Annotated in this window: 26 protein-coding genes and 1 pseudogene; 19 read left to right on the top strand and 8 right to left on the bottom strand. The window is 73.6% G+C overall.

Going from position 1 to position 25,499, the window contains the following annotated elements; genetic code table 11:
* Positions 1-139: 139 nt before the first annotated feature.
* Together murJ and IEW90_RS00745 are read right to left on the bottom strand one after the other, a co-directional pair.
* On the bottom strand, positions 140-1,768 hold the full coding sequence (gene murJ, locus IEW90_RS00740) for a murein biosynthesis integral membrane protein MurJ (RefSeq protein ID WP_188714980.1): 1,629 nt from the start codon (positions 1,766-1,768) through the stop codon (positions 140-142).
* Positions 1,765-3,789, bottom strand: a complete 2,025-nt coding sequence (locus IEW90_RS00745; RefSeq protein ID WP_188714982.1) for a DUF6049 family protein — start codon at positions 3,787-3,789, stop codon at positions 1,765-1,767. The genes murJ and IEW90_RS00745 overlap by 4 nt, the downstream gene beginning before the upstream one ends.
* 84 nt (positions 3,790-3,873) lie before the next feature.
* Here IEW90_RS00745 and IEW90_RS00750 point away from each other — a divergent pair, with 84 nt between their 5' ends.
* The 8 genes and pseudogenes from IEW90_RS00750 (at position 3,874) to IEW90_RS00785 (ending at position 10,755) form a co-directional block, all read left to right on the top strand.
* Positions 3,874-5,319, top strand: a complete 1,446-nt coding sequence (locus tag IEW90_RS00750) for a CCA tRNA nucleotidyltransferase (protein ID WP_188717968.1) — start codon at positions 3,874-3,876, stop codon at positions 5,317-5,319.
* Between the two features lie 38 nt (positions 5,320-5,357).
* A complete protein-coding gene (locus IEW90_RS00755; protein WP_188714984.1) occupies positions 5,358-6,653 on the top strand; it encodes a hypothetical protein in 1,296 nt (431 codons plus the stop codon).
* 184 nt (positions 6,654-6,837) lie between these two features.
* A complete protein-coding gene (rpsF, locus tag IEW90_RS00760) occupies positions 6,838-7,224 on the top strand; it encodes a 30S ribosomal protein S6 (RefSeq protein WP_188714986.1) in 387 nt (128 codons plus the stop codon).
* A gap of 2 nt (positions 7,225-7,226) precedes the next feature.
* Positions 7,227-7,763, top strand: coding sequence for a single-stranded DNA-binding protein (locus IEW90_RS00765; RefSeq protein ID WP_188714988.1), 537 nt, complete (start codon positions 7,227-7,229; stop codon positions 7,761-7,763).
* Positions 7,764-7,820: 57 nt separating this feature from the next.
* A complete protein-coding gene (rpsR, locus tag IEW90_RS00770) occupies positions 7,821-8,075 on the top strand; it encodes a 30S ribosomal protein S18 (RefSeq protein WP_188714990.1) in 255 nt (84 codons plus the stop codon).
* Between the two features lie 11 nt (positions 8,076-8,086).
* Entirely contained in the window at positions 8,087-8,539 is a 453-nt protein-coding gene (gene rplI / locus IEW90_RS00775; protein WP_188714992.1) for a 50S ribosomal protein L9, read from the top strand.
* Positions 8,540-8,950: 411 nt separating this feature from the next.
* Positions 8,951-10,300, top strand: a pseudogene (gene dnaB / locus IEW90_RS00780) (replicative DNA helicase); the annotation flags it as partial.
* A 155-nt stretch (positions 10,301-10,455) separates the two neighbouring features.
* On the top strand, positions 10,456-10,755 hold the full coding sequence (locus IEW90_RS00785) for a Dabb family protein (protein ID WP_188714997.1): 300 nt from the start codon (positions 10,456-10,458) through the stop codon (positions 10,753-10,755).
* A gap of 63 nt (positions 10,756-10,818) precedes the next feature.
* Here the strand turns inward: IEW90_RS00785 and IEW90_RS00790 are convergent, their stop codons facing one another.
* A complete protein-coding gene (locus tag IEW90_RS00790) occupies positions 10,819-11,100 on the bottom strand; it encodes a Fe-S cluster assembly protein HesB (protein WP_188714999.1) in 282 nt (93 codons plus the stop codon).
* A 145-nt stretch (positions 11,101-11,245) separates the two neighbouring features.
* Here IEW90_RS00790 and IEW90_RS00795 point away from each other — a divergent pair, with 145 nt between their 5' ends.
* From IEW90_RS00795 to IEW90_RS00805, 3 genes are all read left to right on the top strand, one after another.
* Positions 11,246-12,526 carry an MFS transporter gene (locus tag IEW90_RS00795; RefSeq protein ID WP_229679428.1) on the top strand — a complete coding sequence of 427 codons (1,281 nt, stop codon included), beginning with the start codon at positions 11,246-11,248 and terminating at the stop codon, positions 12,524-12,526.
* A 27-nt stretch (positions 12,527-12,553) separates the two neighbouring features.
* Positions 12,554-13,537 (top strand): NYN domain-containing protein, encoded by a 984-nt coding sequence (locus IEW90_RS00800; protein WP_188715004.1) that lies wholly within the window; start codon positions 12,554-12,556, stop codon positions 13,535-13,537.
* Between the two features lie 111 nt (positions 13,538-13,648).
* Positions 13,649-14,554, top strand: coding sequence for an Fpg/Nei family DNA glycosylase (locus IEW90_RS00805; RefSeq protein WP_188715005.1), 906 nt, complete (start codon positions 13,649-13,651; stop codon positions 14,552-14,554).
* Positions 14,555-14,591: 37 nt separating this feature from the next.
* Here the strand turns inward: IEW90_RS00805 and IEW90_RS00810 are convergent, their stop codons facing one another.
* The 3 genes from IEW90_RS00810 to IEW90_RS00820 all read right to left on the bottom strand — a co-directional run bounded on the left by IEW90_RS00810 (position 14,592) and on the right by IEW90_RS00820 (position 16,848).
* The gene (locus IEW90_RS00810; protein ID WP_188715007.1) at positions 14,592-14,864 is read right to left on the bottom strand and encodes a YciI family protein; all 273 of its coding nucleotides are present in this window, start codon (positions 14,862-14,864) and stop codon (positions 14,592-14,594) included.
* Between the two features lie 64 nt (positions 14,865-14,928).
* Complete coding sequence (locus IEW90_RS00815; RefSeq protein ID WP_188715009.1) at positions 14,929-15,504, bottom strand: NADPH-dependent FMN reductase; 576 nt, start codon at positions 15,502-15,504, stop codon at positions 14,929-14,931.
* A 120-nt stretch (positions 15,505-15,624) separates the two neighbouring features.
* A complete protein-coding gene (locus IEW90_RS00820; protein ID WP_188715011.1) occupies positions 15,625-16,848 on the bottom strand; it encodes an amidohydrolase in 1,224 nt (407 codons plus the stop codon).
* Between the two features lie 118 nt (positions 16,849-16,966).
* Here IEW90_RS00820 and IEW90_RS00825 point away from each other — a divergent pair, with 118 nt between their 5' ends.
* The 7 genes from IEW90_RS00825 (at position 16,967) to IEW90_RS00855 (ending at position 22,869) form a co-directional block, all read left to right on the top strand.
* A complete protein-coding gene (locus IEW90_RS00825; protein WP_188715013.1) occupies positions 16,967-17,974 on the top strand; it encodes an aldo/keto reductase in 1,008 nt (335 codons plus the stop codon).
* Positions 17,975-18,048: 74 nt separating this feature from the next.
* Entirely contained in the window at positions 18,049-18,627 is a 579-nt protein-coding gene (locus IEW90_RS00830) for a hypothetical protein (protein WP_188715015.1), read from the top strand.
* Complete coding sequence (locus IEW90_RS00835; RefSeq protein ID WP_188715017.1) at positions 18,624-18,911, top strand: ABC transporter ATP-binding protein; 288 nt, start codon at positions 18,624-18,626, stop codon at positions 18,909-18,911. Before IEW90_RS00830 ends, IEW90_RS00835 begins: the two co-directional genes overlap by 4 nt.
* An 11-nt stretch (positions 18,912-18,922) precedes the next feature.
* A complete protein-coding gene (locus tag IEW90_RS00840) occupies positions 18,923-19,492 on the top strand; it encodes a YdgH/BhsA/McbA family protein (protein ID WP_188715019.1) in 570 nt (189 codons plus the stop codon).
* Between the two features lie 110 nt (positions 19,493-19,602).
* The gene (locus tag IEW90_RS13895) at positions 19,603-20,778 is read left to right on the top strand and encodes a fibronectin type III domain-containing protein (protein ID WP_188715021.1); all 1,176 of its coding nucleotides are present in this window, start codon (positions 19,603-19,605) and stop codon (positions 20,776-20,778) included.
* Between the two features lie 61 nt (positions 20,779-20,839).
* Positions 20,840-21,310, top strand: coding sequence for a Fur family transcriptional regulator (locus IEW90_RS00850; protein ID WP_188715023.1), 471 nt, complete (start codon positions 20,840-20,842; stop codon positions 21,308-21,310).
* A gap of 92 nt (positions 21,311-21,402) precedes the next feature.
* Complete coding sequence (locus tag IEW90_RS00855; protein ID WP_188715025.1) at positions 21,403-22,869, top strand: catalase; 1,467 nt, start codon at positions 21,403-21,405, stop codon at positions 22,867-22,869.
* A 68-nt stretch (positions 22,870-22,937) separates the two neighbouring features.
* Here the strand turns inward: IEW90_RS00855 and IEW90_RS00860 are convergent, their stop codons facing one another.
* Complete coding sequence (locus IEW90_RS00860; protein ID WP_188715027.1) at positions 22,938-23,954, bottom strand: zinc-binding dehydrogenase; 1,017 nt, start codon at positions 23,952-23,954, stop codon at positions 22,938-22,940.
* A gap of 35 nt (positions 23,955-23,989) precedes the next feature.
* Here IEW90_RS00860 and IEW90_RS00865 point away from each other — a divergent pair, with 35 nt between their 5' ends.
* On the top strand, positions 23,990-24,805 hold the full coding sequence (locus IEW90_RS00865) for a sulfurtransferase (RefSeq protein ID WP_188715029.1): 816 nt from the start codon (positions 23,990-23,992) through the stop codon (positions 24,803-24,805).
* A gap of 22 nt (positions 24,806-24,827) precedes the next feature.
* Here IEW90_RS00865 and IEW90_RS00870 read toward each other — a convergent pair whose 3' ends face one another.
* Positions 24,828-25,493 (bottom strand): hypothetical protein, encoded by a 666-nt coding sequence (locus IEW90_RS00870; RefSeq protein WP_188715031.1) that lies wholly within the window; start codon positions 25,491-25,493, stop codon positions 24,828-24,830.
* Positions 25,494-25,499 lie beyond the last annotated feature (6 nt).

Raw genomic sequence — 25,499 nt, forward strand, 5'->3', positions numbered from 1 at the left:
TCCCCCTGGTTCGGCGGGCGCGTGCGCGACCGGTGGAGCCGACCCTAGCGATCGGGCCGCGGCGACACCCCGGAGCCGCCCAGGAGGCCCCTGAGCGCAGCCCCGCGGCCGCTGGGGCCCCACGGTGCGGGCGAGGGCGTCAGGCCCGGCCGCGGCGCAGGCGGCCGACGACGAGGTCGACGGTCGAGCGGAAGTCGGGGTTGCGGGTGAGGAAGAGGATGCCGAAGTAGACGACGGCCATCGCCGCGCCCGCGACGATGCAGGTGATGACGCCCGCCGGCTTGTTGATGGTGCCGAAGCCGCCGTCGACGTAGCCGCCCATCGCCCAGACGACCGCGAAGCCGACCGCGCCGGCGGGGATCGCGTACAGCAGGTACTGCACGTGCCGCCACGCGACGAGGCGGAAGCCGAAGGGGCCGATCTTCCGGCGCACGAGCACGAGCCACACGGAGGCGGAGACGAGGTTGGCGATCGAGACGGCGAGCGCGGTGCCTGCGATGATCCAGACCGCGGGCAGCGTCGAGGCCCACCACAGCAGCGCGAAGGTGACGAACATGCTCACGCACGCGTAGAGGAACGCGGTGCGGGTGTCGCCGAGGGCGAAGAAGACGCGCTGGATGACGTATTCGGCCGAGTAGGCGACGGCGCAGACGAGGAACGCCCAGATCACCCACGACATCGCGATCGATCCTGCGTAGCCTTGCTCGAAGATGCGGGCGAGCGGCGGGGCGACCACGGCGACCATGATCGCGGCGATGGTCGTGAGCATCCCTACGCCGCGGAGCGCGCCCGAGAGGTCGCTGCGGATCTTGCCGATCTCGCCGTCGTTCGCGTGGTGCGACATCCGCGTGAAGTACGCGATGGCGATCGAGACCGCGATGATCGAGTGGGGGAGCGAGAACACGTACCAGGCGTTCTGCATGGTGAGGATGTTCGCCTCGTCGCCCATCGAGGCGACGCGCGACTGCACGAGGCCCTTGATCTGCCCGATGATGACGATGCCGAAGAGCCACATGGCGCTCTTGCCGGTGGCGCGCAGGCCCACGCCCCGCCAGCCGAAGTCGAGGCGGAACCGCATGCCGGTGCGGCGGAAGAACAGCACGAGCACGAGCGCCTGCACCGCGACCGCGCCGGTCGTGATGATGCCGAGCCACATGACGCGGTCGGCGTCCCACACGTCGAGCGACTTGTTCGTCTCGGCCTCGCCGAAGAGCAGCATGAAGACCGCGAGGCCCGCGATGCCGATGACGTTGTTGGCGACGGGCGCCCAGGTGTAAGGGCCGAACTGGCTGCGCGCGTTGTAGATCTCGCCGAGCAGCGTGTAGATCGCGTAGAAGAGGATCTGCGGCATGCACCAGTAGGCGAGCCCGATCGCGAGGGCCATCTGGCCGTCGCTGAAGCCTCGGCCGTCCTCGCCGGCGCTCACGGCGTAGATCTGCACGAGGAACGGCGCCGCGATGGTGGCGACGATCGTCAGGAGCAGGAAGACGGTGCCGCCGAGCGTGAGGATCTTCGAGACGTACGACTCGCCGCCGTCCTTCGCCTTCGACGCCTTGACGATCTGCGGCACGAGCACGGCGCTCATGACGCCGCCGGCGACGAGCGCGTAGACGTTGTTCGGCAGCTGGTTGGCGAGGCCGAAGGCCGCGGCGGACTGCGAGAACGACTGCCCGATCGCGGCGGCGAGCATGCCCGCCTTCACGAAGCCGAGGATGCGCGAGACCATCGTCCCCGAGGCGATGATCGCGCTCGCCCTGCCTGTGCTCACGCGGTCTCCTCGATGATCGGGTTCGGCTCGGTGCGCCGGCGGGTGGTGCGGTCGTCGAGGTCGCCGCGCGCCTCGCCGCTGCGTCGCTTGCGCACCGAGCGCCACACGCCGAAGCCCAGCAGCAGCGCGATGCCGATGCCGAGGGTCCACGCCACGACCGCCTCGATCGTCGGTCGGGCCGCGACGCGCACCGTCTGGATCTGGCCGAGCGAGACGCCGTCGGGCGTCTGCAGCTGCGCGATCATGAGGACGGTGCCGGCGCCGACGATCTCGATGGGCACCTGCACGCGCTGCTGGCTGCCCGGCGCGACCGTGACCTCGACCTCCGGGTCCGGCACCGTCACGAGGGCGTTGGAGGGCCGCACGGTCAGCACGACGGTCGTCTCGACCTCGAGCTCGTTCGTGAGCGTGATCGGCAGCGGCAGCGACGTGCCCACGGCCTGGATGTCGCTGCCGCCGACGATCCGGACCGCGTGCCGGATGTCGGCGAGCGCGCCGGCGACCCCGTCGATGGCGACGCGGTCCGCCTCGGTGACGCTGCGTCCCGCGTCAGGGAGGGCGAGCAGCAGATCGAGCCGGAGGCCCGCGAGCAGGGTGGAGGGGTCGTCGACGATGCTCGCGACCTGCGCGGCCTCCGCCTCCTGGTCGAGCGCTGCGCGCACGAGCTGCGCGCCGGCGTCGCGCTGGGGGTCGTCGTCGGCGGCGAGCACGGCGTCGCGCACCGGCGCGTCGAGCGCGGCGTCGATGCCGACGGTCTCGACGAAGGTCGCGTCGTCCAGATCGGCGAGCAGCGCGGCGACGTCGCCGGTGCTCGACGCCGGGAGCATCGCGGCGAGGGTGCGCGGGTCGGAGGGCCGCTCGCGCGTGACGGTGGCCAGCAGTCCGAGGGCGCGGGCGCGGGAGTCGGAGGCGGCGACGCCCTCGTCGCGGCCGGCGGCGCGGACGAGCGACTGCAGCTCCGCATCCGCGGCCACCACGTCGACGCCCTCGACGCGGGCGTGGGCGCTCGGCGTCGAGCCGACGAGCAGCTCGTCGAGGTTCGCGGTCGTGAGCACCACCGTGCCGGCCGTGCCGAGGCCGCGCAGGTCGTCCGCCGTGAGCACGGCGGCGGTCGCGTCGATGACGGGCTGCCGGGTGCCGATCGCGGCGGCGCCGGGCGGCAGCATCGGCGCGTCGTCGCGGGGGATGCCGATGGGCTCGACCGGGTAGGCGCCGGCGCGGACCTGCGCGATCGGGTCGGCGTTGCCGAACTGCAGCGGGTACGTCTCCGGGCGGTCGACGCGCTCGAGCCAGGCCTCGGCGGCCTGCGGCGCGTCCTCGCCGAGCGCCGCCGCGCTCGCGGCGAGGAGCGGATCGGCGCCGATCGTGGCGCCGGCGTCGATCGCGGCGTCGAGCGCCTCGCGCGCCTGGCCGCCGAGCGCGGTCGTGCGCTCGAGGTCGTCGGCGTCCAGGAGGCCCTCGGTGGCGCCGGAGTCGATGGGCGCCGCGAGGGCGAGGCGAGTCGGGCTCGACTCGCCGGGCTCGTCGCGCACGACGACGCTCGTGGCCATCGCGAGCGAGCCGTCGGTCGCCCCGATGCCGTACGCGCCCCACTGCCGGCCGTCGAGGCCGAGCGCCTCGGCGTCGATGGTCACGGTGGCCGTCGCGGCGTCGCCGGCCGCCGCGGCGGGCACCTCGACCTGCGCGACCGGCGCGCTCGCGAAGAGCGCCTGGCCTTCGAACCAGCGCGAGAGGCCGTAGCGGGTGCCGATGGGGGAGGAGGTGAGCAGCACCTCGACCGTCGAGGCGGGCAGCACCGCATCGCCCGGGTTCTCGAGCCGAAGCTCGAGCTCGAGCTCCTCGCCCTCCGACAGCAGCGGGTCGGTCGGCGCGATCGTGAGCGTCGGGCCCTCGGCCGCCGGGGCGGTCGTGGCGGCGGCGGGCTCGCTGCCGACCACCGGCGCGACGAGCAGCGCCGTCGCGGCGGCAGCGGCGGCGAGCGCGGTCGCGCGCCGCCCGGCGAGGCGACCAGCCGACAGCATGCGGCAAGTCTAGGTGGGGTCAGGGACGCGGCCCGCCGCGACCGCGCGGCCGCGGATCTGCGAGGATGGTCGGTCGTGACGGACATGGGTGAGGCCGCAGGGCGGCTCGAGGCGCTGGTCGCTGAGGCGCCGACCGCGGGGCTCGCGGCGGCCTTCGCGGCGGCGGGCCACGAGCTCGCGCTCGTCGGCGGCCCCGTGCGCGACGCCTTCCTCGACCGCAGCGTCACGGACCTCGACTTCGCCTCGAGCGCCTCGCCGGACGAGATCCTCGCCGTCGTCGCGCCGCTCGCCGACGCCACGTGGGACGTGGGCCGCGAGTTCGGCACGATCGCCGCGCGGATCGGCGGCGCCGACGTGGAGATCACCACGTACCGCGCCGACCAGTACGACGGCGTCTCGCGCAAGCCATCGGTCGCGTTCGGCGAGCGGCTCGAGGACGATCTCGTGCGCCGCGACTTCACGGTCAACGCGATGGCGCTGCTGCTCACGCCGCGCCGCGACGGCACGGAGGAGCGGCTGCCGCAGCTCGTCGACGTCGGCGGCGGCCTCGAGCACCTGCTCGCCGGCGTGCTCGACACTCCGCAGGCGCCCGAGCGATCCTTCGGCGACGACCCGCTGCGCATGATGCGGGCCGCGCGCTTCGCCGCGCAGCTGGGCTTCTCGGTGGCGCCGCGCGTCGTCGAGGCGATGGAGGCGCAGGCGGAGCGCATCCTCGGCATCTCCGCGGAGCGGGTGCGCGACGAGCTCTCGAAGCTGCTGCGCACGGCCTCGCCCGTGCCGGGCATCCGCCTCCTCACCGAGACCGGCATCCTCGACCGGGTGCTGCCAGAGGTGCCGGCGCTGCGGCTCGAGGCCGACGAGCACGCGCACCACAAGGACGTCTTCGAGCACTCGCTCACGGTGCTCCAGCAGGGCATCGACCTCGAGGCCTCGCGCCACCCGGGCGCCGAGCTCGACCTCGTCTCGCGCCTCGCGGGCCTCCTGCACGACATCGGCAAGCCCGCGACGCGACGCATCGAGGGCCGCGTCGTCACGTTCCACCAGCACGACGTCGTCGGCGCGCGGATGGCGGCGAAGCGCCTCAAGGCGCTCCGGTTCGACAACGACACGGTGAAGGCGGTGTCGCGGCTCGTCGAGCTGCACCTGCGCTTCTACGGCTACGGCGACCAGGGATGGTCGGACTCCGCCGTGCGGCGCTACGTGCGCGACGCGGGCCCGCTGCTCGAGCGTCTCCACATCCTCACCCGCTCCGACGTCACCACGCGCAACCGCCGCAAGGCCGAGCGGCTCGACTTCGCCTACGACGACCTCGAGCGCCGCATCGCCGAGCTGGCCGAGCAGGAGGAGCTCGACGCCGTGCGCCCCGACCTCGACGGCGAGCGCATCATGGCGATCCTCGGCATCGCGCCGGGCCGCGAGGTGGGCGAGGCCTACCGGATGCTGCTCGAGGCCAGGCTCGAGCACGGCCCGCTCGGCGAGGAGCGCGCCGAGGCGATGCTGCGCGAGTGGTGGGCGGCGCGCTCGGCGTGACGCGCGGCGGCGCACCGGGCCGCGCATAGGCTCTGCCCGTGCAGCCCCACCCGTCCGACGACGCGCCGATCGCCGAGCAGCCCGTGCATCGGGTCTCGCTCGACCTCCTCGAGCGCGAGCCGCGGCCGGGGCTCCTCGACCGCGCGCTCGAGGTGCTGCGCACCGAGCGGCTCATCGGCCTCGTCGGCCGCGATGACCTCATGCAGGCCGCCGGTGCCCTGGCCGGCGAGCTCGCGGTCGAGCGCTCCGTCGCGCTGGTCGCGGGCGCCGACGGCGTCGAGGAGGGCCTGTCGCTCGAGGCCGTCGCCGCCCGCATCGCCCGGGCGCTCGACGCCGCGGTGCTGCTCGCGCCCGCCGAGGACGACGCCGCGCCGGGCCTGGCCGCCGCGCCGGTGAGCGTCATACCCGGCGGCTTCGACCCGGATGCGGCGCTCGCCGAGCGCCTGGAGGCCGCGATGGCGGGGTCGGCGCGCGTCGTCTCGCTCGTGCCCCTCGACGCGGCGGCGGTCCGGCCGCGGCTGCCCGAGCTCGCGCAGGGCGCCGGCGGCAGGGCGGTGCTCGTGCCGGCCGACGGGCGCGCGCTCGTCGTGACGGAGTCGCCCCGCTTCCCGACCTGGTGGGGCGCGGCGAAGCCCGTGCTCGCCGTGGTCGCGGCGGACGACCGCATCGATCTGCTCGCCTGGACCCGGCGGCCCGTGGCCGCGAGCCCCGGGCGGATGCAGCGCTGGGCGGGCGAGGCCGACTGGGGCATCGGGTGGAACGATCCGTCGATCGGCGTCCAGGGCGACGGCGCGGCGCCGGCGGTGCTCGCGCTGCAGGACCGGCTGCGCACCACCGAGCTGTCGGAGCTGCCCGGGGTGCTCGCCGCGCAGCTCGGCTGGGACGCCGAGCGCCTCGCCGCGGTCGCGGCGCTGTGGCGCGAGCCGCTCTCCGCCGTGCCGGTCGAGCGGATCGTCGCGGCGATCGGCGCTCCGGAGGCGATGACGCGGCTGCTGCACGGCGGCGACCCGGCGCTCGAGCCCGGCGCCGTCGCGTACGAGCCGCGCGGCATGGGCGCGACGCTCGCCGACGCGATGATCCTCGCGAGCCGCCCGAAGGGCGACACGTGGTGGTCGCGCTACGAGGCCTGGTGGTGGCGCCGCCCCGGGCTCTCGACGGTCGTCGGCGCCGGCATCCTCGTGCTCATCGGGGTGCTCGCGGTCGCTGCGACGATCGACGATTCGTGGTCGTGGTGGCGCGCGATCGTCTGCGCGGTCGGCGCGATCAACGGCATCGGCCTGCTCGGCTCGGCCGCGCTGGCGCGCCGCGAGCGGCGGCAGCGGCCCGCGGCCTGAGCGGCCCCGGCAGCCGGGCCCTCCCGTCCGGCGCATCCGGTCTGGCGCGCGAGTGAGGTCCTGCGGTACCCTTGCAAGGTTGTGCGGGCTCGGCTCGATCTCGAGCACGCGTCCCGCGCACCATGCATACCCTCCTGCTGCAGACCGCCTGCAGCCGTTCTAGTCCGAAGGAGGTGGGTGAAGCATGCAGCAGTACGAGCTGATGGTGATTCTGGACCCGGAGGTCGACGAGCGCACCGTCGCCCCGTCGCTCGACAAGTTCCTCAACGTCGTCCGCAACGACGGCGGCACGATCGACACCGTCGACATCTGGGGCCGTCGCCGCCTGGCATACGAGATCGACAAGAAGTTCGAGGGCATCTACGCCGTCGTGAACTTCACGGCCGAGTCGGCCACCACGGTCGAGCTCGACCGCCAGCTGAAGCTGTCGGAGGCCGTCATGCGCACGAAGGTGCTCCGTGCCGAGGACGCCGTCACGCAGACGTCGAAGTCGCGCCGCGAGGCCGAGGCGAAGGCCGCCAAGAAGGCTGCCGCGCCCGCTGCGCCCGCTGCCGAGGTCGAGGCCGAGTAGCCATGGCTGGCGAGACGATCATCACGGTCGTCGGCAACCTGACGGCCGACCCGGAGCTGCGCTACACGCAGAACGGCCTCGCGGTCGCGAACTTCACGATCGCTTCCACGCCCCGCACGTTCGACCGCCAGGCGAACGAGTGGAAGGACGGCGAGGCGCTGTTCCTCCGCGCGTCGGTGTGGCGCGAGTTCGCCGAGCACGTGTCGCAGAGCCTGCAGAAGGGCTCGCGCGTCATCGCGCAGGGCCGCCTGAAGCAGCGCTCGTTCGAGACGCAGCAGGGCGAGAAGCGCACCGTCATCGAGCTCGAGGTCGACGAGATCGGCCCCTCGCTCCGCTACGCCACCGCGCAGGTCACCCGCACGTCGGGCGGCGGCGCGGGCCGCAGCTCGGGCGGCCAGGGCCAGGCAGGCGGCTTCGGCGGCCAGCAGCAGGTCGCCGACGAGCCGTGGGGCCAGCCCCAGCAGTCGAACCAGGCGCAGCCGCAGGCTGACGTCTGGGGCGCGCCGGGCACCTCCTACAACGACGAGACGCCCTTCTAGGGGCGCACCCACTCACATGCATAGGGGCTCCGGCCCCGAACAGGAAAGGCAAGCACTATGGCTGGCAAGCCGCAGAACCGCAAGCCGCGGGGCCCGAAGGGCGGCAAGAACGCCGCTCCGGCCAAGGCGATCAAGGTCGGCGTCATCGACTGGAAGGACGTCGCGACGCTCAAGAAGTTCATCTCGGAGCGCGGCAAGATCCGTGCCCGTCGCATCACCGGTGTGTCGGTGCAGGAGCAGCGCCTGATCGCCAAGGCGATCAAGAACGCGCGCGAGATGGCGCTCCTGCCCTACTCGGGCGCCGGACGCTGAGGGGGCTGACGATGGCAAAGCTCATTCTCACGAACGAGGTCTCGGGCCTCGGATCCGCCGGTGACGTCGTCGAGGTCAAGAACGGCTTCGCGCGCAACTACCTCGTCCCGCAGGGCCTGGCCGTCGCCTGGTCGCGCGGCGGCGAGAAGCAGGTCGAGCAGATCAAGGCCGCCCGCGCTGCGCGCGAGCACGCCACGATCGAGGAGGCGCAGGACCTGCGCCAGCGCCTCGAGGCCAACGCCGTCGTGCTGTCGGCCAAGGCCGGCGCCGAGGGCCGCCTCTTCGGCTCGATCCAGACGAAGGACATCGCGGAGGCCGTCGAGGCCGCCGGCCACGGCTCGATCGACCGCCGCGTCATCGAGATCCCGACGCCGATCCGCGCCACGGGCGAGCACACCGCCACCGCTCGTCTGCGCGACGACATCATCGCGACGATCACCCTCAAGGTGGTCGCCGCCAAGTGACGTCCTGACGTCGCTCGCGAGGGCCCGCATCCGACCGGATGCGGGCCCTTCCGCATGCCCGCGAGGATGCCGGGGAGGATTCCTCAGTGCAACCTCAGGGCACGCTCAAGACGAGGCGAGCAGCAACCTTCAACGTGCACTTGACACCACTTTCCCCCCACGGGGTGTGGAAAGCGAAATGTCCGGTCAGACCCGTTTTCCAGCAGTATCCCCAAGACGCTTCCACAGATCTGTGCACAGGGTGGAGGGAACGTGGACAACGTTCGAGTCGGCGTTGTCCACATCCGTCCACATGTCTGTCCACAGGGGGATTCGACGCCGCCGGGAACCCCCACCTAGCCTTGCCGGGATCCACGCGCGCTGCCGATGTCACCGGCATGCGCGACGATCGCGAGCGGGGGAGGAGCGCGCATGACGGACCTGGCGGAGCGGAGCCTCGACGAGAGCCGCTACAGCGAGCGCACGCCCCCGCACGACATGCTCGCCGAGCAGTCGGCGATCGGCGGCATGCTGCTGTCGAAGGACGCGGTGGCCGACTGCCTCGAGCAGGTGCGCGGCGCCGACTTCTACCAGCCGAAGCACGAGATCGTCTACGAGGCGATCCTCGCGCTGTACTCCAAGGGCGAGCCCACCGACGTCATCGCCGTCTCCGACGAGCTGACGAAGACGGCGATGCTCTCGCGCGCCGGCGGCGTCGAGTACCTGCATTCGCTCACCTCGATGGTGCCCACGGCCGCGAACGCCGGCTTCTACGCCTCGATCGTCGCCGAGAAGGCGGTGCTGCGGCGCCTCGTCGAGGCGGGCACCCGCATCGTGCAGATGGGCTACGCCTCGGAGGGCGAGGTGACCGACCTCGTCAACCACGCGCAGGCCGAGGTCTACGCCGTCATGGGCGACGAGGCGGCCGAGGACTACGTGCCGCTCGCCAACGCGATCGAGATGGCGATCGAGGAGATCGAGGCCGCCAAGGGGCTCGACGGCAGCATGACCGGCGTGCCCACCGGCTTCCGCGAGCTCGACGAGCTCACGAACGGCCTCCACCCCGGTCAGCTCGTCGTCATCGCCGCCCGACCGGGCCTCGGCAAGTCGACGCTCGCGATGGACCTCGTGCGCTCGTGCTCGATCAAGAACGACCTCCCGTCCGTCTTCTTCTCGCTCGAGATGGGGCGCACCGAGATCGCGATGAAGCTGCTCTCGGCCGAGTCGAGCATCCTGCTGCAGAAGCTCCGCAAGGGCACGATCGAGGGCCGCGACTGGACGACGCTCGCCCAGGTTCGCGGCCGCATCAACGATGCGCCGCTCTTCATCGACGACAGCCCCAACATGACGCTCGTCGAGATCCGCGCCAAGTGCCGCCGCCTCAAGCAACAGAGCGGCCTGAAGATGGTCGTCGTCGACTATCTCCAGCTCATGACCAGCGGCAAGAAGGTCGAGTCGCGCCAGCAGGAGGTCTCGGAGTTCTCGCGCTCGCTCAAGCTGCTCGCCAAGGAGCTGCAGGTGCCGGTCATCGCCCTCTCGCAGCTGAACCGAGGCCCCGAGCAGCGCGGCGACAAGAAGCCCGCGATCAGCGACCTCCGCGAGTCGGGCTCGATCGAGCAGGATGCCGACATCGTCATGCTCCTCCACCGCGAGGACGCGTACGACCGCGACATCCGCCCGGGCGAGGCCGACATCATCGTCGCCAAGCACCGCGGCGGACCGACGAAGACGATCCCGGTCGCCTTCCACGGCCACCTGGCCCGCTTCGTCGACATCGCGCCCGGCGCGGGTCCCGAGGGCGGCGCCCCCGGCATGCCCGCGATGGGCCCAGGCGGCACGCCCTTCGGCGGCGCGCCGTACGGCGCCCCTCCCGGACCCCCGCCGCCCGTCGAGGGCTGAGCACGACGCAGCGCGTCGAGCGCGCAGAGAGGTCGACGATGACCATCACCCACACCGTGGCGTTCCGCCTCGTCCACGAGGCCGGCTCCGACGCCGAGGCCGCGTTCCTCGCCGACGGGCACGCCGCGCTCACGTCCATCGAGCACGTGCGCGACTTCGTAGTGAGCCGGCAGGTGAGCCCGAAGAGCGACCTGACCTGGCACTTCTCGATGCGCTTCGACGACGAGGATGCCTACCGGGAGTACGACGCGCATCCGACGCACCGCGCCTTCGTCGCCGAGCGCTGGATGCCGGAGGTGGCGGCCTTCCAGGAGCTCGACCTCGTCGCGCACCCCTGAGCGAGGGCGCACGTCGAAGGGCCCCGACCTGCACGGTCGGGGCCCTTCGTGCGGCGGAGCTGCCTAGGCGGCCTGCTGCACCGCGAAGTCGACGCGGCCGTCCGGCTGCGACGAGGCGTCGAGCACCTTGTCGTCGAGCGCGAGCGCTGCCGATGCGTCGAGGAAGACCTTGGCGCCGGCCTGCTCGACCACCTGGTCGGAGGCCTCGGGGGCGTTGGCGACCGACACGTTGAGCCCCTGGCCCTCGGCGTCGGATGCGATGCGCAGACCGCCGGTCTGGGGCGCCTCGGCGCCGCCGACGATCGTCGTGATGACCTGCTGGGCGTTCTCGGTGAGCGTGAGCATCTGGAGCTCCTTCCCGTTGCGAGCAGGCCACGATGCCGAGATCCGGCGGCCGATGCAAGGCCCTCGGGTGCCCGGGCGTGTCGGATGCGCGACGCGAGCGCCCATTCGAGGGTGCGGGATCGACCTCGTGGTGGATCGTGCTCGCGTGGCGCTGGGGGGCAGCTTCTGGCGGCTCTTCGGCGCCTCCACCGGCTCCAACCTCTCCGACGGTCTCATGCAGGCGGCGCTGCCGCTCGTCGCGGCGAGCCTCACGCGCGATCCGCTGCTCATCTCGCTCGTCGCCTCCCTCGCGTTCCTGCCGTGGCTGCTGTTCGCGATCCCGGCGGGCGCGCTCGTCGACCGGCTCGACCGGCGCCGCGCGATGCAGGTCGCGAACCTCGTGCGCGCACTCGTGCTGCTCGGGCTGGCAGGGCTCCTCGCCGGCGGCCTCGCGACCATCTGGGTGCTGTACGCCGCGGCGTTCGTGCTCGGCGTCGCGGAGACGGTCTACGACAACGCGGCGCGGGCGATCCTGCCCCGCGTCGTGCGCCGCGACCAGCTCGAGCGCGGCAACTCGCTCCTCGCGACCGCCGAGAGCGTCACGAACCTCTTCCTCGGCGCGCCGCTCGGGGCGATGCTGTTCGCCCGCTCGGCGGTGCTGCCGCTCGCCGCGTGCGTCGCGCTCTACGTGGCCACCGCGATCCTCGTCGTCACGGTCCGCGGCGCCTTCCGCCCCGAGCGGGCCGCGCCCACGACGCTCGCCGCCGACATCCGCGAGGGGCTCGGCTGGCTCCTGCGCCACCGCATCCTGCGCTCGCTCGTCGTCGTCACCGCGCTCGGCGCCATCGCCTCGTCGCTGGGCAGCGGCATCGCGGTGCTGCTCGCGCTCGAGGTGCTGGGCCTCGACGAGGCCGCGTTCGGCCTGCTGCTCGCCGCCGTCGGCGCGGGCGGCGTCGCGGGCGCGCTCGTCTCGCCGTGGCTCACGCGGGTGCTGGGCCGCACGGCGGCGATCGGGCTGAGCGGCACGGCGTTCGGCATCGGCAGCGGCATCGGCGTCATCGGGCTGTGGCCGACGCCGGTCGTGGTGTTCCTCGCATGGTCGCTGTCGTCGCTCGCGGTGAGCGCCTTCAACGTGCAGATCATGTCGGTGCGGCAGGTGCTCGTCCCGGATGCGCTGTTCGGCCGCGTGCAGGGCGCGTACCGCACGGTGCTGTGGGGCGGCATCCCGGTCGGCACGACCGCGGGCGGCCTGCTCGCCGGCTGGCTCGGCGTCCCGCCCGTGTACGTCATCGACGGCGCCATCGGCATCGTGGCGGGCGTCGGCACCTGGTGGGTGCTGCACCGGCACCGCGATGCGATCGCCGCCGCCTTCGCCGACGAGGAGTCGCTCGGCGACGGCCCGGCCGCCGTCGATCCCGCACCGCCGCCGGGGCCCACGCAGGCCTGATCGCCCTGAGGCTGGGAGGATGGGCGCATGCCCGATCTCGAGCCCCGCGTCGCCGTCTACATCGACTTCGACAACATCCTCATCTCCCGCTACGACCAGCTGCACGGGCGCGGCTCGTTCCACAGCGACCGCGTGCGGCAGCTGCCGGCCGACGGCCGCGAGTCGAAGGCGCGCACCCGCTCGGCGCAGGCGACCGTCGACCTCGGGGCGATCATCGACTACGCCTCCTCCTACGGCTCGATCGTGCTGAGCCGCGCGTACGCCGACTGGTCGGTGCCCGCGCACGCCGCATACCGCGATCAGCTGCTCGCCCGCGCCGTCGACCTCGTGCAGCTCTTCCCGACGACGCGCGCGCTGAAGAACGGCGCCGACATCCGCCTGGCCGTCGACGTGGTGGAGGACCTCTTCCGGCTCGACGACATCACCCACGTCGTGATCGTCGCCGGCGACAGCGACTACATCGCGCTCGCCCAGCGCGCCAAGCGCCTCGGCCGCTTCGTCGTGGGCATCGGCGTCGCCGGGAGCACCTCGAAGTCGCTCGCGGCCGCGTGCGACGAGTTCGCCGACTACGACGCGCTGCCGGGCATCGAGCCGGTGGTCGTCGACGAGCCCGAGGCGGAGCCGGACGCGCCCGAGCCCTCGGTCGAGGAGGGCAAGCAGATCCAGGCGGAGGCCGAGGCGCAGGCGCCCGCGAAGGCGAAGCGCCGCAGCCGGCGCGCGTCGAGCGCGTCCGTCGCGGCGGAGGCCGACGACGAGGTCGCGATGACGCCCGAGCGGCGCGGCGACGCCGCGACCGGGCTGCTCGAGCGGGCGCTGCGCATCCTCACGCAGAAGACCGACGACGAGTGGCTGCACGCCAACGTCGTCAAGGAGCAGATGAAGCGCATGGATCCGGTCTTCAACGAGAAGTCCCTCGGGCACCGGTCGTTCTCGGACTTCGTGGGCGCGCGGGAGCAGCTCGTGGAGCTGCGCGAGGACGGGCAGGCGCGACTGCTGCGGCTGAAGGGGTAGCGACTCCCGACGCCCGCTGGTCGAGGAGCGAGCGGCCGCCGGTCGCTTGCTCCTCGAGACCACCCCCGGCGAGCGGAGCCGCCTGTCAGCGGCCCGGTGCACCATGGGCGCATGCCGGAGCTCCCCGAGGTGGAGGCGCTCGCGGCCGACCTCGCCGAGCGCCTGGTCGGCCGCACGATCCGCCGCGTCCAGATCGCCGAGGTCGCCGCGCTCAAGACCTACGACCCGCCCATCGACGCGCTCGAGGGCGCCGTCGTCACCGGCACCGGCCGGCGCGGCAAGCACCTCGTGCTCGACGTCACCACCGCCGACGGCAATCCGCTGCACCTCGTGATCCACCTCGCCCGCAGCGGCTGGGTGCGCTGGCGCGACGCCGCGCCCGCGCCGCTCAAGGGCCGCGGGCGCGGCCCGCTCGCCGCGCGGATCGTGCTCGAGCGGGCGGAGGGCGACGAGGGGATCGGCGGCGACGGCGTCGACGTCACCGAGCAGGCCACGCAGAAGCGGCTCGCGATCCACCTCGTCGCGCACCCCGACCAGGTGATGACGATCGCGACGCTCGGCCCCGAGCCGCTCGACGACGGCTTCACCGAGGAGCGCTTCGCGCGCATCCTGCAGCAAGCGGGGCGCGCGCAGATCAAGGGCGTGCTGCGCGACCAGCGGCGCATCGCCGGCATCGGCAACGCCTACTCGGACGAGATCCTGCACGCGGCGCGCATGTCGCCCTTCCACCCGGCGTCGATGCCGGCCGAGGAGGTGCACGAGCTCTACGAGGCGCTCCGCCGCATCCTGGGCGGCGCGGTCGAGCGCGCGAAGGGCGTCAAGGCCTCGTCGCTGAAGGCCGAGAAGCGGCAGGGCATGCGCGTGCACGGCCGCAACGGCGAGCCGTGCCCGGTGTGCGGCGACGCCGTGCGGCAGGTGATCTACGCCGACAGCACCTTCCAGTACTGCCCCACCTGCCAGACGGGCGGCAAGCCGCTCGCCGACCGCGTGCTCTCGCGGCTCGGCGTGCGGCGCTGATGCGTGCCGGGGCCAGTCGGCGTCAGGCGGATCGGTGTCAGCCGCGCACGCCGCCCGTGACGATGCCCCAGCGCTTGCGCGAGACGATCGTGACGCCGGGCGCCGCGTAGTAGGGGTCCTCGGCGAGGGCCGCGTCCACCTCCGCCTCGTCGTCGGTGTCGAAGACGAGCAGCGCTCCCGACTGGTCCTCGAACGGGCCGGCGGCGACGAGCAGGCCGCGCTCGTGCAGGGCGCCGAGCAGTTCGCGGTGGCGCGGGCGCAGCTCGAGGCGGGCGGGGTCGTCGCTGAAGCTGAGGATGACGGCGATCATGCCCTCAGCCTAGGAGGGGCGGAAGCGCCGCAGCGCATCCGCCCCTCGGGCCTGTCAGTCGGGCTCAGGCCGCGGCGCGCTCCTCGGCGGCGGCGCCCACGAGCCGCTCGGCGGCGAGGCGCAGCTGCTCCTCGGAGCGCGCGACGAAGGCGGCGGCGTCGACCATGCGCATCGACTCGTCGAAGTCGGTGGGCTGGAACGGCATGAGCACGCCCTCGCCCTGCAGCTCGAGGCCGATGTAGCGCAGCACCGCGCTCAGCTGCGCGTTCGACGAGGCGCCGCCCGACCAGCCGTACGAGACGACGACGGAGGGCAGGCCCACCCACTCCGCCTTGAGGTAGTCGATCGCGTTCTTCAGCGCGGCCGGGTAGCCGGAGTTGTAGTCGGGGGTGACGAACACGACGGCGTCGAGCGCCTCGATCCGCTCGGCCCACGCGATCGTGTGCGGCTCGGTGCGCACACCCGAGGCAGGCGGCAGCGCCTCGTCGAGCAGCGGCAGCTTGATCTCGGCGAGGTCGAGCATGACGGCCTCGCCGCCGGCGGCCTCGACGAGGGTCGCGATCTCGTCGGCGACCGGGCGGCCGACGCGGACGGGACGGGTGCTGCCGACGATGATGCCGACCTGGGGACGTGCGGACATGATGCTCCTGACGCGGTGCGGGTGGATGGATCCTGGCCCGCTCCGACGCGGTGCCGGTGTCTGACAACGCACGGAGGGCCGGGGCATTCCCGCCCCGGCCCTCCGTGCCGCGCCCTCGGGTCAGCGAGCGAGGAACGCCCGCGCCGCCGCGACCATCGCCGTGGTCGCCGTGTCGAGCGTCGGCTGCATCACCGGGATGAACGTGGGGGAGTGGTTCGACGGCACCGAGGCGGCGAGCGTGCCGCGCTCCGTCGCCTCGGCGACGAGCTGCGGGTCGAAGCCGCCGTACATCCAGTACACGTAGGGCGCGCCCCACGTGGCGGGGAGGTCGCTGAAGTCCTCGGAGCCGAGCAGCGGCCGCAGCTCGAGGTGCTGGGCGCCGAACGCCTCGTCGAACGCGGCGGCGACGAGCGCCGTCGCCTGCGGGTCGTTGTCGGTGAGCGGGGCGGTGGAGCCGCGCTCGATCGTGGCGGGCCGCGGCGCGCCGGAGGCCTCGCACTCGCCCTGCACGATCCGCTCGATCGCGGCGATCACGCGGGCGCGCACGCCCTCGTCGAAGGTGCGGATGTTGATCTCGAACCGCGCGCTCTCGGGGATGATGTTCTGCTTCGTGCCCGCGTGGAAGGTGCCGACCGTCACGACCGCCTGCTCGAAGGGCGCGACGGTGCGCGAGACCACGGTCTGGAGGCGCACCACGATGGAGGCGGCGAGCACGATCGGGTCGACGGTGGCCTCGGGCTGCGAGCCGTGGCCGCCGCGGCCGTGGACGGTCACGATGAGGTGGTCGCTCGCGGCCATCACGGGGCCGGCGGCGAGGGAGACGGTGCCCGCGGCGCCCGGCATGACGTGCTGGCCGAGCGCGACGTCGATGCCGTCCGGAAGGATGCGGCGCAGGTCGTCCTGCATGCCCTTCGCGCCGTCGATCGTCTCCTCCGCCGGCTGCAGCACGGCGACGAGCGTGCCGCTCCAGTCGTCCTGCTCGACGAGGATGCGCAGCGCCCCCTGGAGCGTCGCCATGTGGGTGTCGTGGCCGCACGCGTGCATGACGCCGACGGTCTGGCCCTCCCACTCGTCGGTCTGCGTCGAGCGGTACGGCACCTGCTCGGCCTCGACGACGGGCAGCCCGTCCATGTCGGCGCGCACGAGCACCGTGGGGCCGGTGCCGCGGCGGAGGACGCCCACGACGCCCGTGCCGCCGACGTGCTCGTGCACCTCGAAGCCCGCCTCGCGCAGCAGCTCGGCCATGCGCCCGGCCGTGCGGTGCTCGCGGTGCGAGAGCTCGGGGTGCGCGTGCAGCTCGCGGTAGAGGTCCTCGATGAACGGGCGGTGCGATTCCAGCGTCATGGGCCGAGGCTACCGAAGCGCCGGCGCACCGGATCCGGCCTCGAACCGATCAGATATCGAGGGCTACGCTGGCTCCATCGCGCCGCCCGAGCGCGACGACGACGACGTCAGGAGCAGCATGCGCACCCTTCCCGGCACCTTCGCCCCGACCGCGGCGCCCGAGCCCATCGCCGTGCCCGCCGCCGTGCTCGGCACCATGACCTTCGCCGACGGCGCCGACGCCGCCACCTCGCGCGAGCTGCTCCGCGTCGCGCTCGACGCCGGCGTCACCTGGCTCGACACCGCCAACCAGTACGCCGCGGGGCTCGGCGAGCCGCTCGTGGGCGAGCTGCTCCGCGAGCTGCCGGCCGAGCAGCGCGACCGGCTCGTCGTCGCGACCAAGGTCGGGCAGCCGGATCCGGAGCTCGGCGAGGCGTCGCAGCTGCGGCCCGAGGTCGTCCGCCGCAGCGTCGAGCGCTCGCTCGAGCGGCTCGGCGCCGAGCGCCTCGACCTCCTGTACCTCCACAAGCCCGACCGCACGACGCCGCTCGCCGACACCCTCGCCGAGGTCGCGGCGCTCCACCGAGAGGGCAAGGTCGAGCGGCTCGGCCTCTCGAACTTCGCGGCGTGGCAGATCGCGCAGGCGATCGAGACGGCGTCGGCCGTGGACGCGCCGCGCCCTGTGATCGCGCAGCAGATGTACTCGGCCATCGCGCGGCGGCTCGACGACGAGTACGCGGAGCTCGCGGTCGAGGCGGGCCTCGCGACAGTCGTCTACAACCCGCTCGCCGGCGGCCTGCTCACCGGCCGCTACCGCTTCGACACCGCGGCGGGCGAGGGCCGCTTCGGATCGTTCGGCAATGCGGCGCAGTACCGCGACCGCTACTGGGACGAGCGGAACTTCGCCGCCGTCGAGCGCATCGCCGCCATCGCCGACGACGCCGGCATGCCGGTCGCCGAGGCGGCGCTGCGCTGGACGCTCTCGCGCCCCGTCGTCGACGGGGTGCTCGTCGGCGGCTCGAAGCCCGCGCAGCTGCGGCAGAACCTGGCCGCGATCGCGCGGGGCCCGCTCCCGGCCGACGTCGCGGCCGCGATCGACGCGGTCGGCGACGAGCTGCGGGGGCCGATGCCCGCGTACGGGCGCTGAGCCGGGCACGCCACCCGGCGGATCCCGGAGCCGGAGGTCGCCGATAGGATCGAGGGGACTGCCGAGGAGGAGCCGTGACCGCCACGCCCGTGCCCTCGCAGGGACCCCAGCTCTGGCACCTCCCTGCGATGCGCGCCGTCCCCGCGCTCCTCGTGGGCCTGCCGATCCCGTTCATCCAGCTCCACTCGCCCTTCGTCGGGCTCGTGGCGCTCGCGGTGCTCACGGGCCTCGGCGCCGTCGCGCTGTGGATCGGCCGGGGCGTCGTGCCGGCCGAGGCCGGGCGCTGGCCGGCGCGCGCGGCCGGCTGGTCGGCGCTCGCCGCCCTCGTGGCCGTTCTGCTCGTGCTGCTCTCGCCCACCGAGACGGCGTTCGGGCTGCTCGTCGCGGCCTGGGGCATCGGCGCCGGCGCGCTCGAGCTGTCGGGCTGGTGGCGGATGCGCGGGGCGACCGAGCCGCGCACCCTGCGCACCGCGCAGGACTGGCGAGCCGTCGGCGTGCTCACGATCGTGCTCGGCGTCGTCTTCGCCGTCGTGCGCGACGCCGTGACCCTCACGGGCCTCCTCGGCGCCTACGCCGTGATCGTCGGCATCTACCTCGCGCTCGCGGCGCTCTCCGCACGCCCCGCGCGCACGACCGAGCGGAGCGACGCATGAGCGACCACGACGGCACGCGACCCGGCGAGCAGCCGACCCGGCGGCAGAAGCTGAAGCCCTTCGAGTACCTGGCGTTCGCCGGCGTCGCGGGCGGATTCACGGCCCTCGTCGTGCTGCTCTCGATCCGCGACCTCGTGCTCGCGCTCGTCTTCGGCGGCGTCGCCTTCATCGTGACGGTGCTCGTCACCGCGACCCTCATGCTCGCGGTGCAGCCGCGCGACCGCGACGGCCGCGCCCAGCACGACCCCGAGGGCCGCGACCGCACCGACGCGTCCGACTCCTGATCGGCCGACGGATGCCCGCCCGAGCGATCGCTGCCGCCGTGGGCGTGCTGGTGCTCGCGGGATGCTCGACGCTCGGGCCGCAGCCGGCGCCCGCGCCCGCGTCCTCGTCCGGCGTCGAGCCGGAGGGTCTGCACCTGCGCGCCGAGGGCGTCGTGCTGGATCCTGTCGCGGGCGACGTGGCGGGCACGGACGCGTGCGACGGCCTCGCGGGCCGCGAGGTGCTCGAGACCTTCGACCGCGCCGCGTGGCCCGACCTCGACGTGTCCGCCGGCGAGGGCGTGCTCACGTGCGGCAACGCCGACGGCGCGGGCTGGCGGCACATCGCCGACGGCCACACGGGCGACTTCGGCGAGCTCGCCGAGGAGGTCGGCGCCGGCTGGGAGGACGTGGCGTGGTTCGCCATCGACCGCGCGCTCGAGCAGCCCACGCGCGTGGAGGCGTACCGCGACGACATCGTCAACTACGACGTGCTCGTCGAGCTCGTCGACGGCGGCGCCGTGGAGCGGTCGTGGATGGTGACGGTCGGCGTGGGCCTCGGCACCGGGAACGTCATCACCGCGTTCCCAGACGAGCAGCGCTGAGCGGAACCCGGGGCTATCCTGCGGCCGCCTCCCTGGTCCTCGCCCTGGGCGAGAACCTAGGCTCACCACGAGCAGAGCAGCGGCGAAGGCGTCGCGCGGTGAGGAGTCGCGTGGAGATCACGACCGGACCGGCGCCGCAACGGCGCGTGAGCGGGGTCGCCACAGCCGTCGCGGCGGTCATCGCCGCGATCGCGCTCGTCTTCGGCGCGACGTCGACCGCCGCCGCGGTGCCCGTCGCACCGACGACACCGCTCTCGACCGAGGTGACGACCGTCCCCGTGGTGACCCTGGGCGTGGGTTCGCAACGCATCGACGTGCGATGGACCGCAGCCGTCGCGCCGAGCGCGGTGGTCGCGCAGCGAGTGCAGATCGGATGGTCGGGCGTTCCCTGGACTGACGTGTCGGGCGCGCTCGGTCCGGAGGTGCGGGGCTTCTCCGTGGCGGGGCTCACCAACGGCACACGCTACGCGGTGCGGGTCCTGGCCTCGACTGCCACCGAGACGCTGCGTTCGACCACTGCGCTCGCGACACCCCTCGGGCCGCCCTCGGTGCCGCGGGCGGTTGACCTGGGCGTCGGCGCGACCAGCGTCACCTTGAGGTGGACCGCTCCGTCTTCCTCGGGCGGCGCGCCGATCTCGCGGTTCGTCGTCCATCGTTCTTCCGACGGTCTCACCTGGACGGCGGTGAGCTCATCGGTCCCCGCGGACTCGACGCGTCTTCGCGTCGACGGCCTGCGTCCGGGGGTGCGCATCCATCTGCGCATCCAAGCCGTCGCGCCGGGCGGCCGAAGCGCCTGGGTCGCCGTCCACGGCGTGCCGCGATCCGTGCCGGGAGCGGTGCATGCAGCAACGGCGACGGCGGGATCGGGCCAGATCCGCGTCTATTGGGGGCAGCCGGCATCGAACGGCGCATCCATCCAGCAGTACGTGGTGCAGCGTCTGGTCTCAGGCACGTGGCGCAACGTCGCCACCGTCGGGGCCTCTGCTCGGAGCATCACGCCTGAGGGGATGGTCAACGGCGTGTCGCAGTCGTTCCGGGTCCGCGCGGTCAACGCCGTCGGCGCGGGCGCCTGGAGCGCCACCTCCCGTACCGCTCCTCGGGCGCCGAGCGGGTGCGACGCGCGCTACGGCCAGATGGGATCGGGCTCATGCGTGCCGATCGCGAGCGACGTGGACTGCGGCGGCGGCCGAGGCAACGGGCCGACATACTTCTGGGGTCCCGGGTACGTGCTGACCTCCGACCCGTACGGCCTCGACAGCGACGGGGATCGCATCGCCTGCGAATGATCGGCGCCCGCGCGCCACTCCTTTTGTTTTGAGCAGATCAAAACATGCTACGGTCGAGGGGATGACGACGACCGCCCCGCTCCCTGGCGTGCAGGGACCCGACGCCCAGGCCGCGCTGCGCGCGACCGGGCTCAAGGTGACGGCCGGCCGCGTCGCGGTGCTCGAGGCGCTCGAGCACGCCCCGCACGTCGACGCAGAGGCGGTGCTCGCGCTCGTGCGCGACCGGCTCCCCGGCACCTCGGTGCAGTCGATCCACAACGTGCTCGGCGACCTCGTCGACGCCGGCCTCGTGCGCCGGTTCACGCCCGCGCGCCAGTCGGCCCGCTACGAGCGCCGCGTCGGCGACAACCACCACCACGCCGTGTGCTCCTCGTGCGGCCGCGTCGACGACGTCGACTGCGTCGTCGGCGAGGCGCCCTGCCTGCACGCCGACGCGCCGTCCGGCTTCGTCGTCGCCGTCGCCGAGGTCACGTTCGTCGGCATCTGCGCCGACTGCCTCGCGGCCGCCGCGGCCGAGGAGCCCGCCCCCTAGCCCCCGGGCGACGTCCGAGCCCCGCGCATCCGCGCGGCGGCGAGGGCGGAGCCTTGCCAGAACGCCCCCACGTCACGACACCAGGAGGACGCATGCACACCACCACCAACTCCGGAGCGCCGGTCGCGAGCGACCAGCACTCCCAGTCCGTCGGCGCCGACGGCGCCATCGTGCTCACCGACCACTACCTGGTCGAGAAGCTCGCGCAGTTCAACCGCGAGCGGGTGCCCGAGCGGGTCGTGCACGCCAAGGGCGGCGGCGCCTTCGGCCGCTTCGAGACCACCGCCGACGTCTCGCGCTACACGCGCGCCGCGCTCTTCCAGCCCGGCACGACCACGCGCCTCCTCGCCCGCTTCTCGACCGTCGCCGGCGAGCAGGGCAGCCCCGACACCTGGCGCGACCCGCGCGGCTTCGCGCTGAAGTTCTACACGAGCGAGGGCAACTACGACCTCGTCGGCAACAACACCCCCGTCTTCTTCATCAAGGACGGCATCAAGTTCCCCGACTTCATCCGCTCGCAGAAGCGCCTGCCCGGCAGCCACCTCCGGGACCACGACATGCAGTGGGACTTCTGGACGCACCAGCCCGAGTCGTCGCACCAGGTGACGTGGCTCATGGGCGACCGCGGCCTGCCCCGCTCGTGGCGCTTCATGGACGGCTTCGGCTCGCACACCTACCAGTGGATCAACGCCGAGGGCGAGCGCTTCTGGGTGAAGTACCACTTCCGCACCGACCAGGGGAACGACTTCCTGCCGCAGGCGGACGCCGACCAGCTGGCCGGCTCGGACGCCGACCACCACATCCGCGACCTCTACGAGGCGATCGACCGCGGCGAGCACCCGACGTGGACGCTCTCGGTGCAGGTCATGCCGTACGAGGACGCGAAGACGTACCGCTTCAACCCGTTCGACCTCACGAAGGTGTGGCCGAAGAGCGACTACCCGCTCATCGAGGTGGGCCGCATGACGCTCGACGAGAACCCGGCGAACTACTTCGCCGAGATCGAGCAGGCGACGTTCGCGCCGTCGAACTTCGTGCCCGGCATCGCCGCGAGCCCCGACAAGATGCTCCAGGCGCGCATCTTCAGCTACGCCGACGCGCACCGCTACCGGGTGGGCACGAACCACGCCGAGATCCCCGTGAACCGCCCGGTCGCGCCGGTCGACTCGTACTCGAAGGACGGCCAGCAGCGCCACACCTTCCACGACCCGACCCGGCCCGTCTACGCGCCCAACTCGTTCGGCGGCCCGCACGCCGACGCGGCGGCGCACGGCGACGACCGCGGCTGGCACTCGGACGGCGAGCTCGTGCGCTCGGCGGCGACCCTGCACCCCGAGGACGACGACGTGACGCAGCCGCGCACGCTCATCCGCGAGGTCATGGACGACGCCGCCCGCGACCGCCTGGTGGCGAACATCACCGGCCACGTCGGCGGCACGCGCATCCCCGCGATCCGCGAGCGCGCCATCCAGTACTGGAAGAACATCGACGAGGAGATCGGCGCGCGCGTCGAGGCGGGCCTCGAGCCCATCGCGAACCCGCGCGAGACGCTCGCCTGACCCAGCCACGCACGCACGAGGGCCCCGGCGCGATGCCGGGGCCCTCGTCGCGTCTGGGAGAGGTGTGGCTACGGGCGCAGCAGCACCTTGATCGCGCGCCGCTCGTCCATCGCCGCGTAGGCGGCGGCCGCCTCGTCGAGCGGCAGCTCGAGGTCGAAGACGGCGGATGCGTCGAGGTCGCCCGAGAGCACGGCCGGCACCAGCTCGGGCAGGTAGCGGACGACGGGGGCCATGCCGCCGCGGAGGCCCACGTTGTGGCGGAAGGCCGTGCGCCACGGGATGGCCGTGCCGTGCGGCACGCCGACGAAGCCGACGGTCGCGCCGGGTCGCGCCGCCTCGAACGCGGTGACCATCGACTCCTCGGTGCCGACGCACTCGAGCACCGCATCCGCACCGACGCCGTCGGTGATCTCGCGCACCGCGTCGACCGCCGCCTCGCCGCGGTCGGGCACGAGGTGGGTGGCGCCGAAGACGGTCGCGATGCGCTGCCGCTCGGGGTTGCGCGAGAGCGCGATGATGCGCTCGGCGCCCAGGCGGCGCGCGGAGAGCACGCCGCAGAGGCCCACGGCGCCGTCGCCGACGACCACCGCGGTCATGCCGGGCTGGACGTCGGCCGAGACGGCCGCGTGGTAGCCGGTGGGGAGCACGTCGCTGAGTGCGAGCACTGCCGCGTGCTGCGCGGCGTCGGGCGCCTCGTCGAGCACGAAGCACGTGGCGTCGGCGTTCGTGACGCGTGTGAGCTCGGCCTGGCCGCTCGCGGTCATGGCGAGGTCGACGCAGCCCTGCGTCTGCCCCGCGAGGCAGTGCACGCAGCGGCCGCAGCAGTGGTCGAAGGGCACGATCACGAAGTCGCCGACGCGCACCCGCTCGACCCCGGCCCCGACCGCCTCGACGACGCCGATCGCCTCGTGGCCGACGGTGCGGGCCTCCGCCACCTCGTTGATGCCGCGGTACGACCACAGGTCGGAGCCGCAGACGCAGCCCGCGACGACGCGTACGACGGCGTCGGTCGGCTGCTCGATCGTCGGGTCGGCCCAGGTCTCGACGCGGATGTCGCCCGGTGCGTGGAGGATGGTGGCTCGCATGCTCCCAGCCTGGCACGGCCGTGCAGGATGGACGCATGCGTGCGATCCCGGACCTCGTCGACGTCGAGTGGCTGCGCGAGCGCCTGGGGGAACCCGGGCTCGTCGTGGTCGACGCGAGCATCGCCCTCTTCGGCATCCCGGATGAGAGCGTGCCGGGCGCCAGGCGCTTCGCGATCGACGGCGCCATGTCGGCCGACCGCGGCGGCGTGCACGACCTCCCGACGCCCGACGAGCTGCAGGCGGCGCTGCGCGCGCTCGGCATCCACGAGGGCGACCGCGTCGTGGCGGTCGACGCGGCCGGCATCACCGGCAGCGCGCGGGCCTGGTGGATGCTGCGATCGGCGGGCATCGACGCCGCGGTGCTCGACGGCGGCCTGCTCGCGTGGACGGCCGCGAGGCTCCCGCTCGAGCGCGTGCGCGATGCGGCGGACGAGCCCGGCGACGTCGTCGTGCGGTGGCAGGACGGCGGATTCGTGGGCGCGGATGCTGTGGACGCGGCCCTCGCCGACGGCGACGCCGTGCTCGATGCGCGCGCGGCGGAGCGCTTCCGCGGCGAGGCGCCGGAGCCCCGCGAGGGCGTCCGTGGCGGGCACATGCCGGGAGCGGCATCCCTGCCGTTCGCCTCGCTGCAGGACGGCGGTCGGATGCTGCCCGCCGACGAGCTGCGGGCGCGGCTCGAGCAGGCGGCGGGCGATCGCCCGATCGTCGCGAGCTGCGGCTCGGGCGTCACCGCCTGCGTCATCGCGCTCGCCGCGACCCTCGCCGGGCGCGACGACGTCGCCGTCTACGACGGCTCGTGGGCGGAGTGGGGCGCCGCCGGCTCGGGGCGGCCGGTCGTCACGGGCGCGTGATGGCCGCTGCTCGATGGCAGCGTCAGAGCATGCCGTGCGAGCGCACGCTGCCGTCGGCGAGGTCGACCACGATCCGGATGCCGTCGAGCTCGAGCATCGCCCCGTAGGCCGGCGGCAGCACGGCGGCGCGGATCGCGGCGGGCTTGAGCCGCTGCACCATCCACGCCTCCAGCCGCTCGCGGTCGTCCAGGCGCAGGCGGTCCGGCTCGCTCTCGTGCGGCTCGATGAGCCAGCCGCTGTCGCCGGGCTCCGGCGCCGCGTCGCGCGTCATCGTCAGCCTCGTGCAGCGCTCCCAGCCGACCACCGCCGTGATCCGGTCGTCGAAGCGCACCGGCGCCGGCTCGACGCGCGCTGCGCGCCGCACGTCGTCCCAGCCCTCGGCCACCGCGAGGGGCACCGAGAGGTCCGGGCTCGTGCCGGCATGCGGGTCGCCGTCGAACGCCGGCGCGACGACCTGGAGGCCCTCGGCAGTGGCGCGGAGCGTCAGCGAGCACCAGCCGGTGTCGATCGACGACCCGTCGGTCCACGTCGGTCGAGCCTCCGCGAAGGCGTCGAGCGTGCGCTCGAGCCTCGCTCGGTGCGGCTTCGCGGCAGACGCGGCGATCGCGACGCCATCGACCTCGCGCCGCACCGTCACGAGCGCGGGTCCGCCCGAGAGCGAGATCGAGAAGGTCGGCTGCTCCGTCACGGCACC

The sequence above is a fragment of the Agrococcus terreus genome, from assembly GCF_014645235.1.
GTDB classification, from domain to species: Bacteria; Actinomycetota; Actinomycetes; order Actinomycetales; family Microbacteriaceae; genus Agrococcus; species Agrococcus terreus.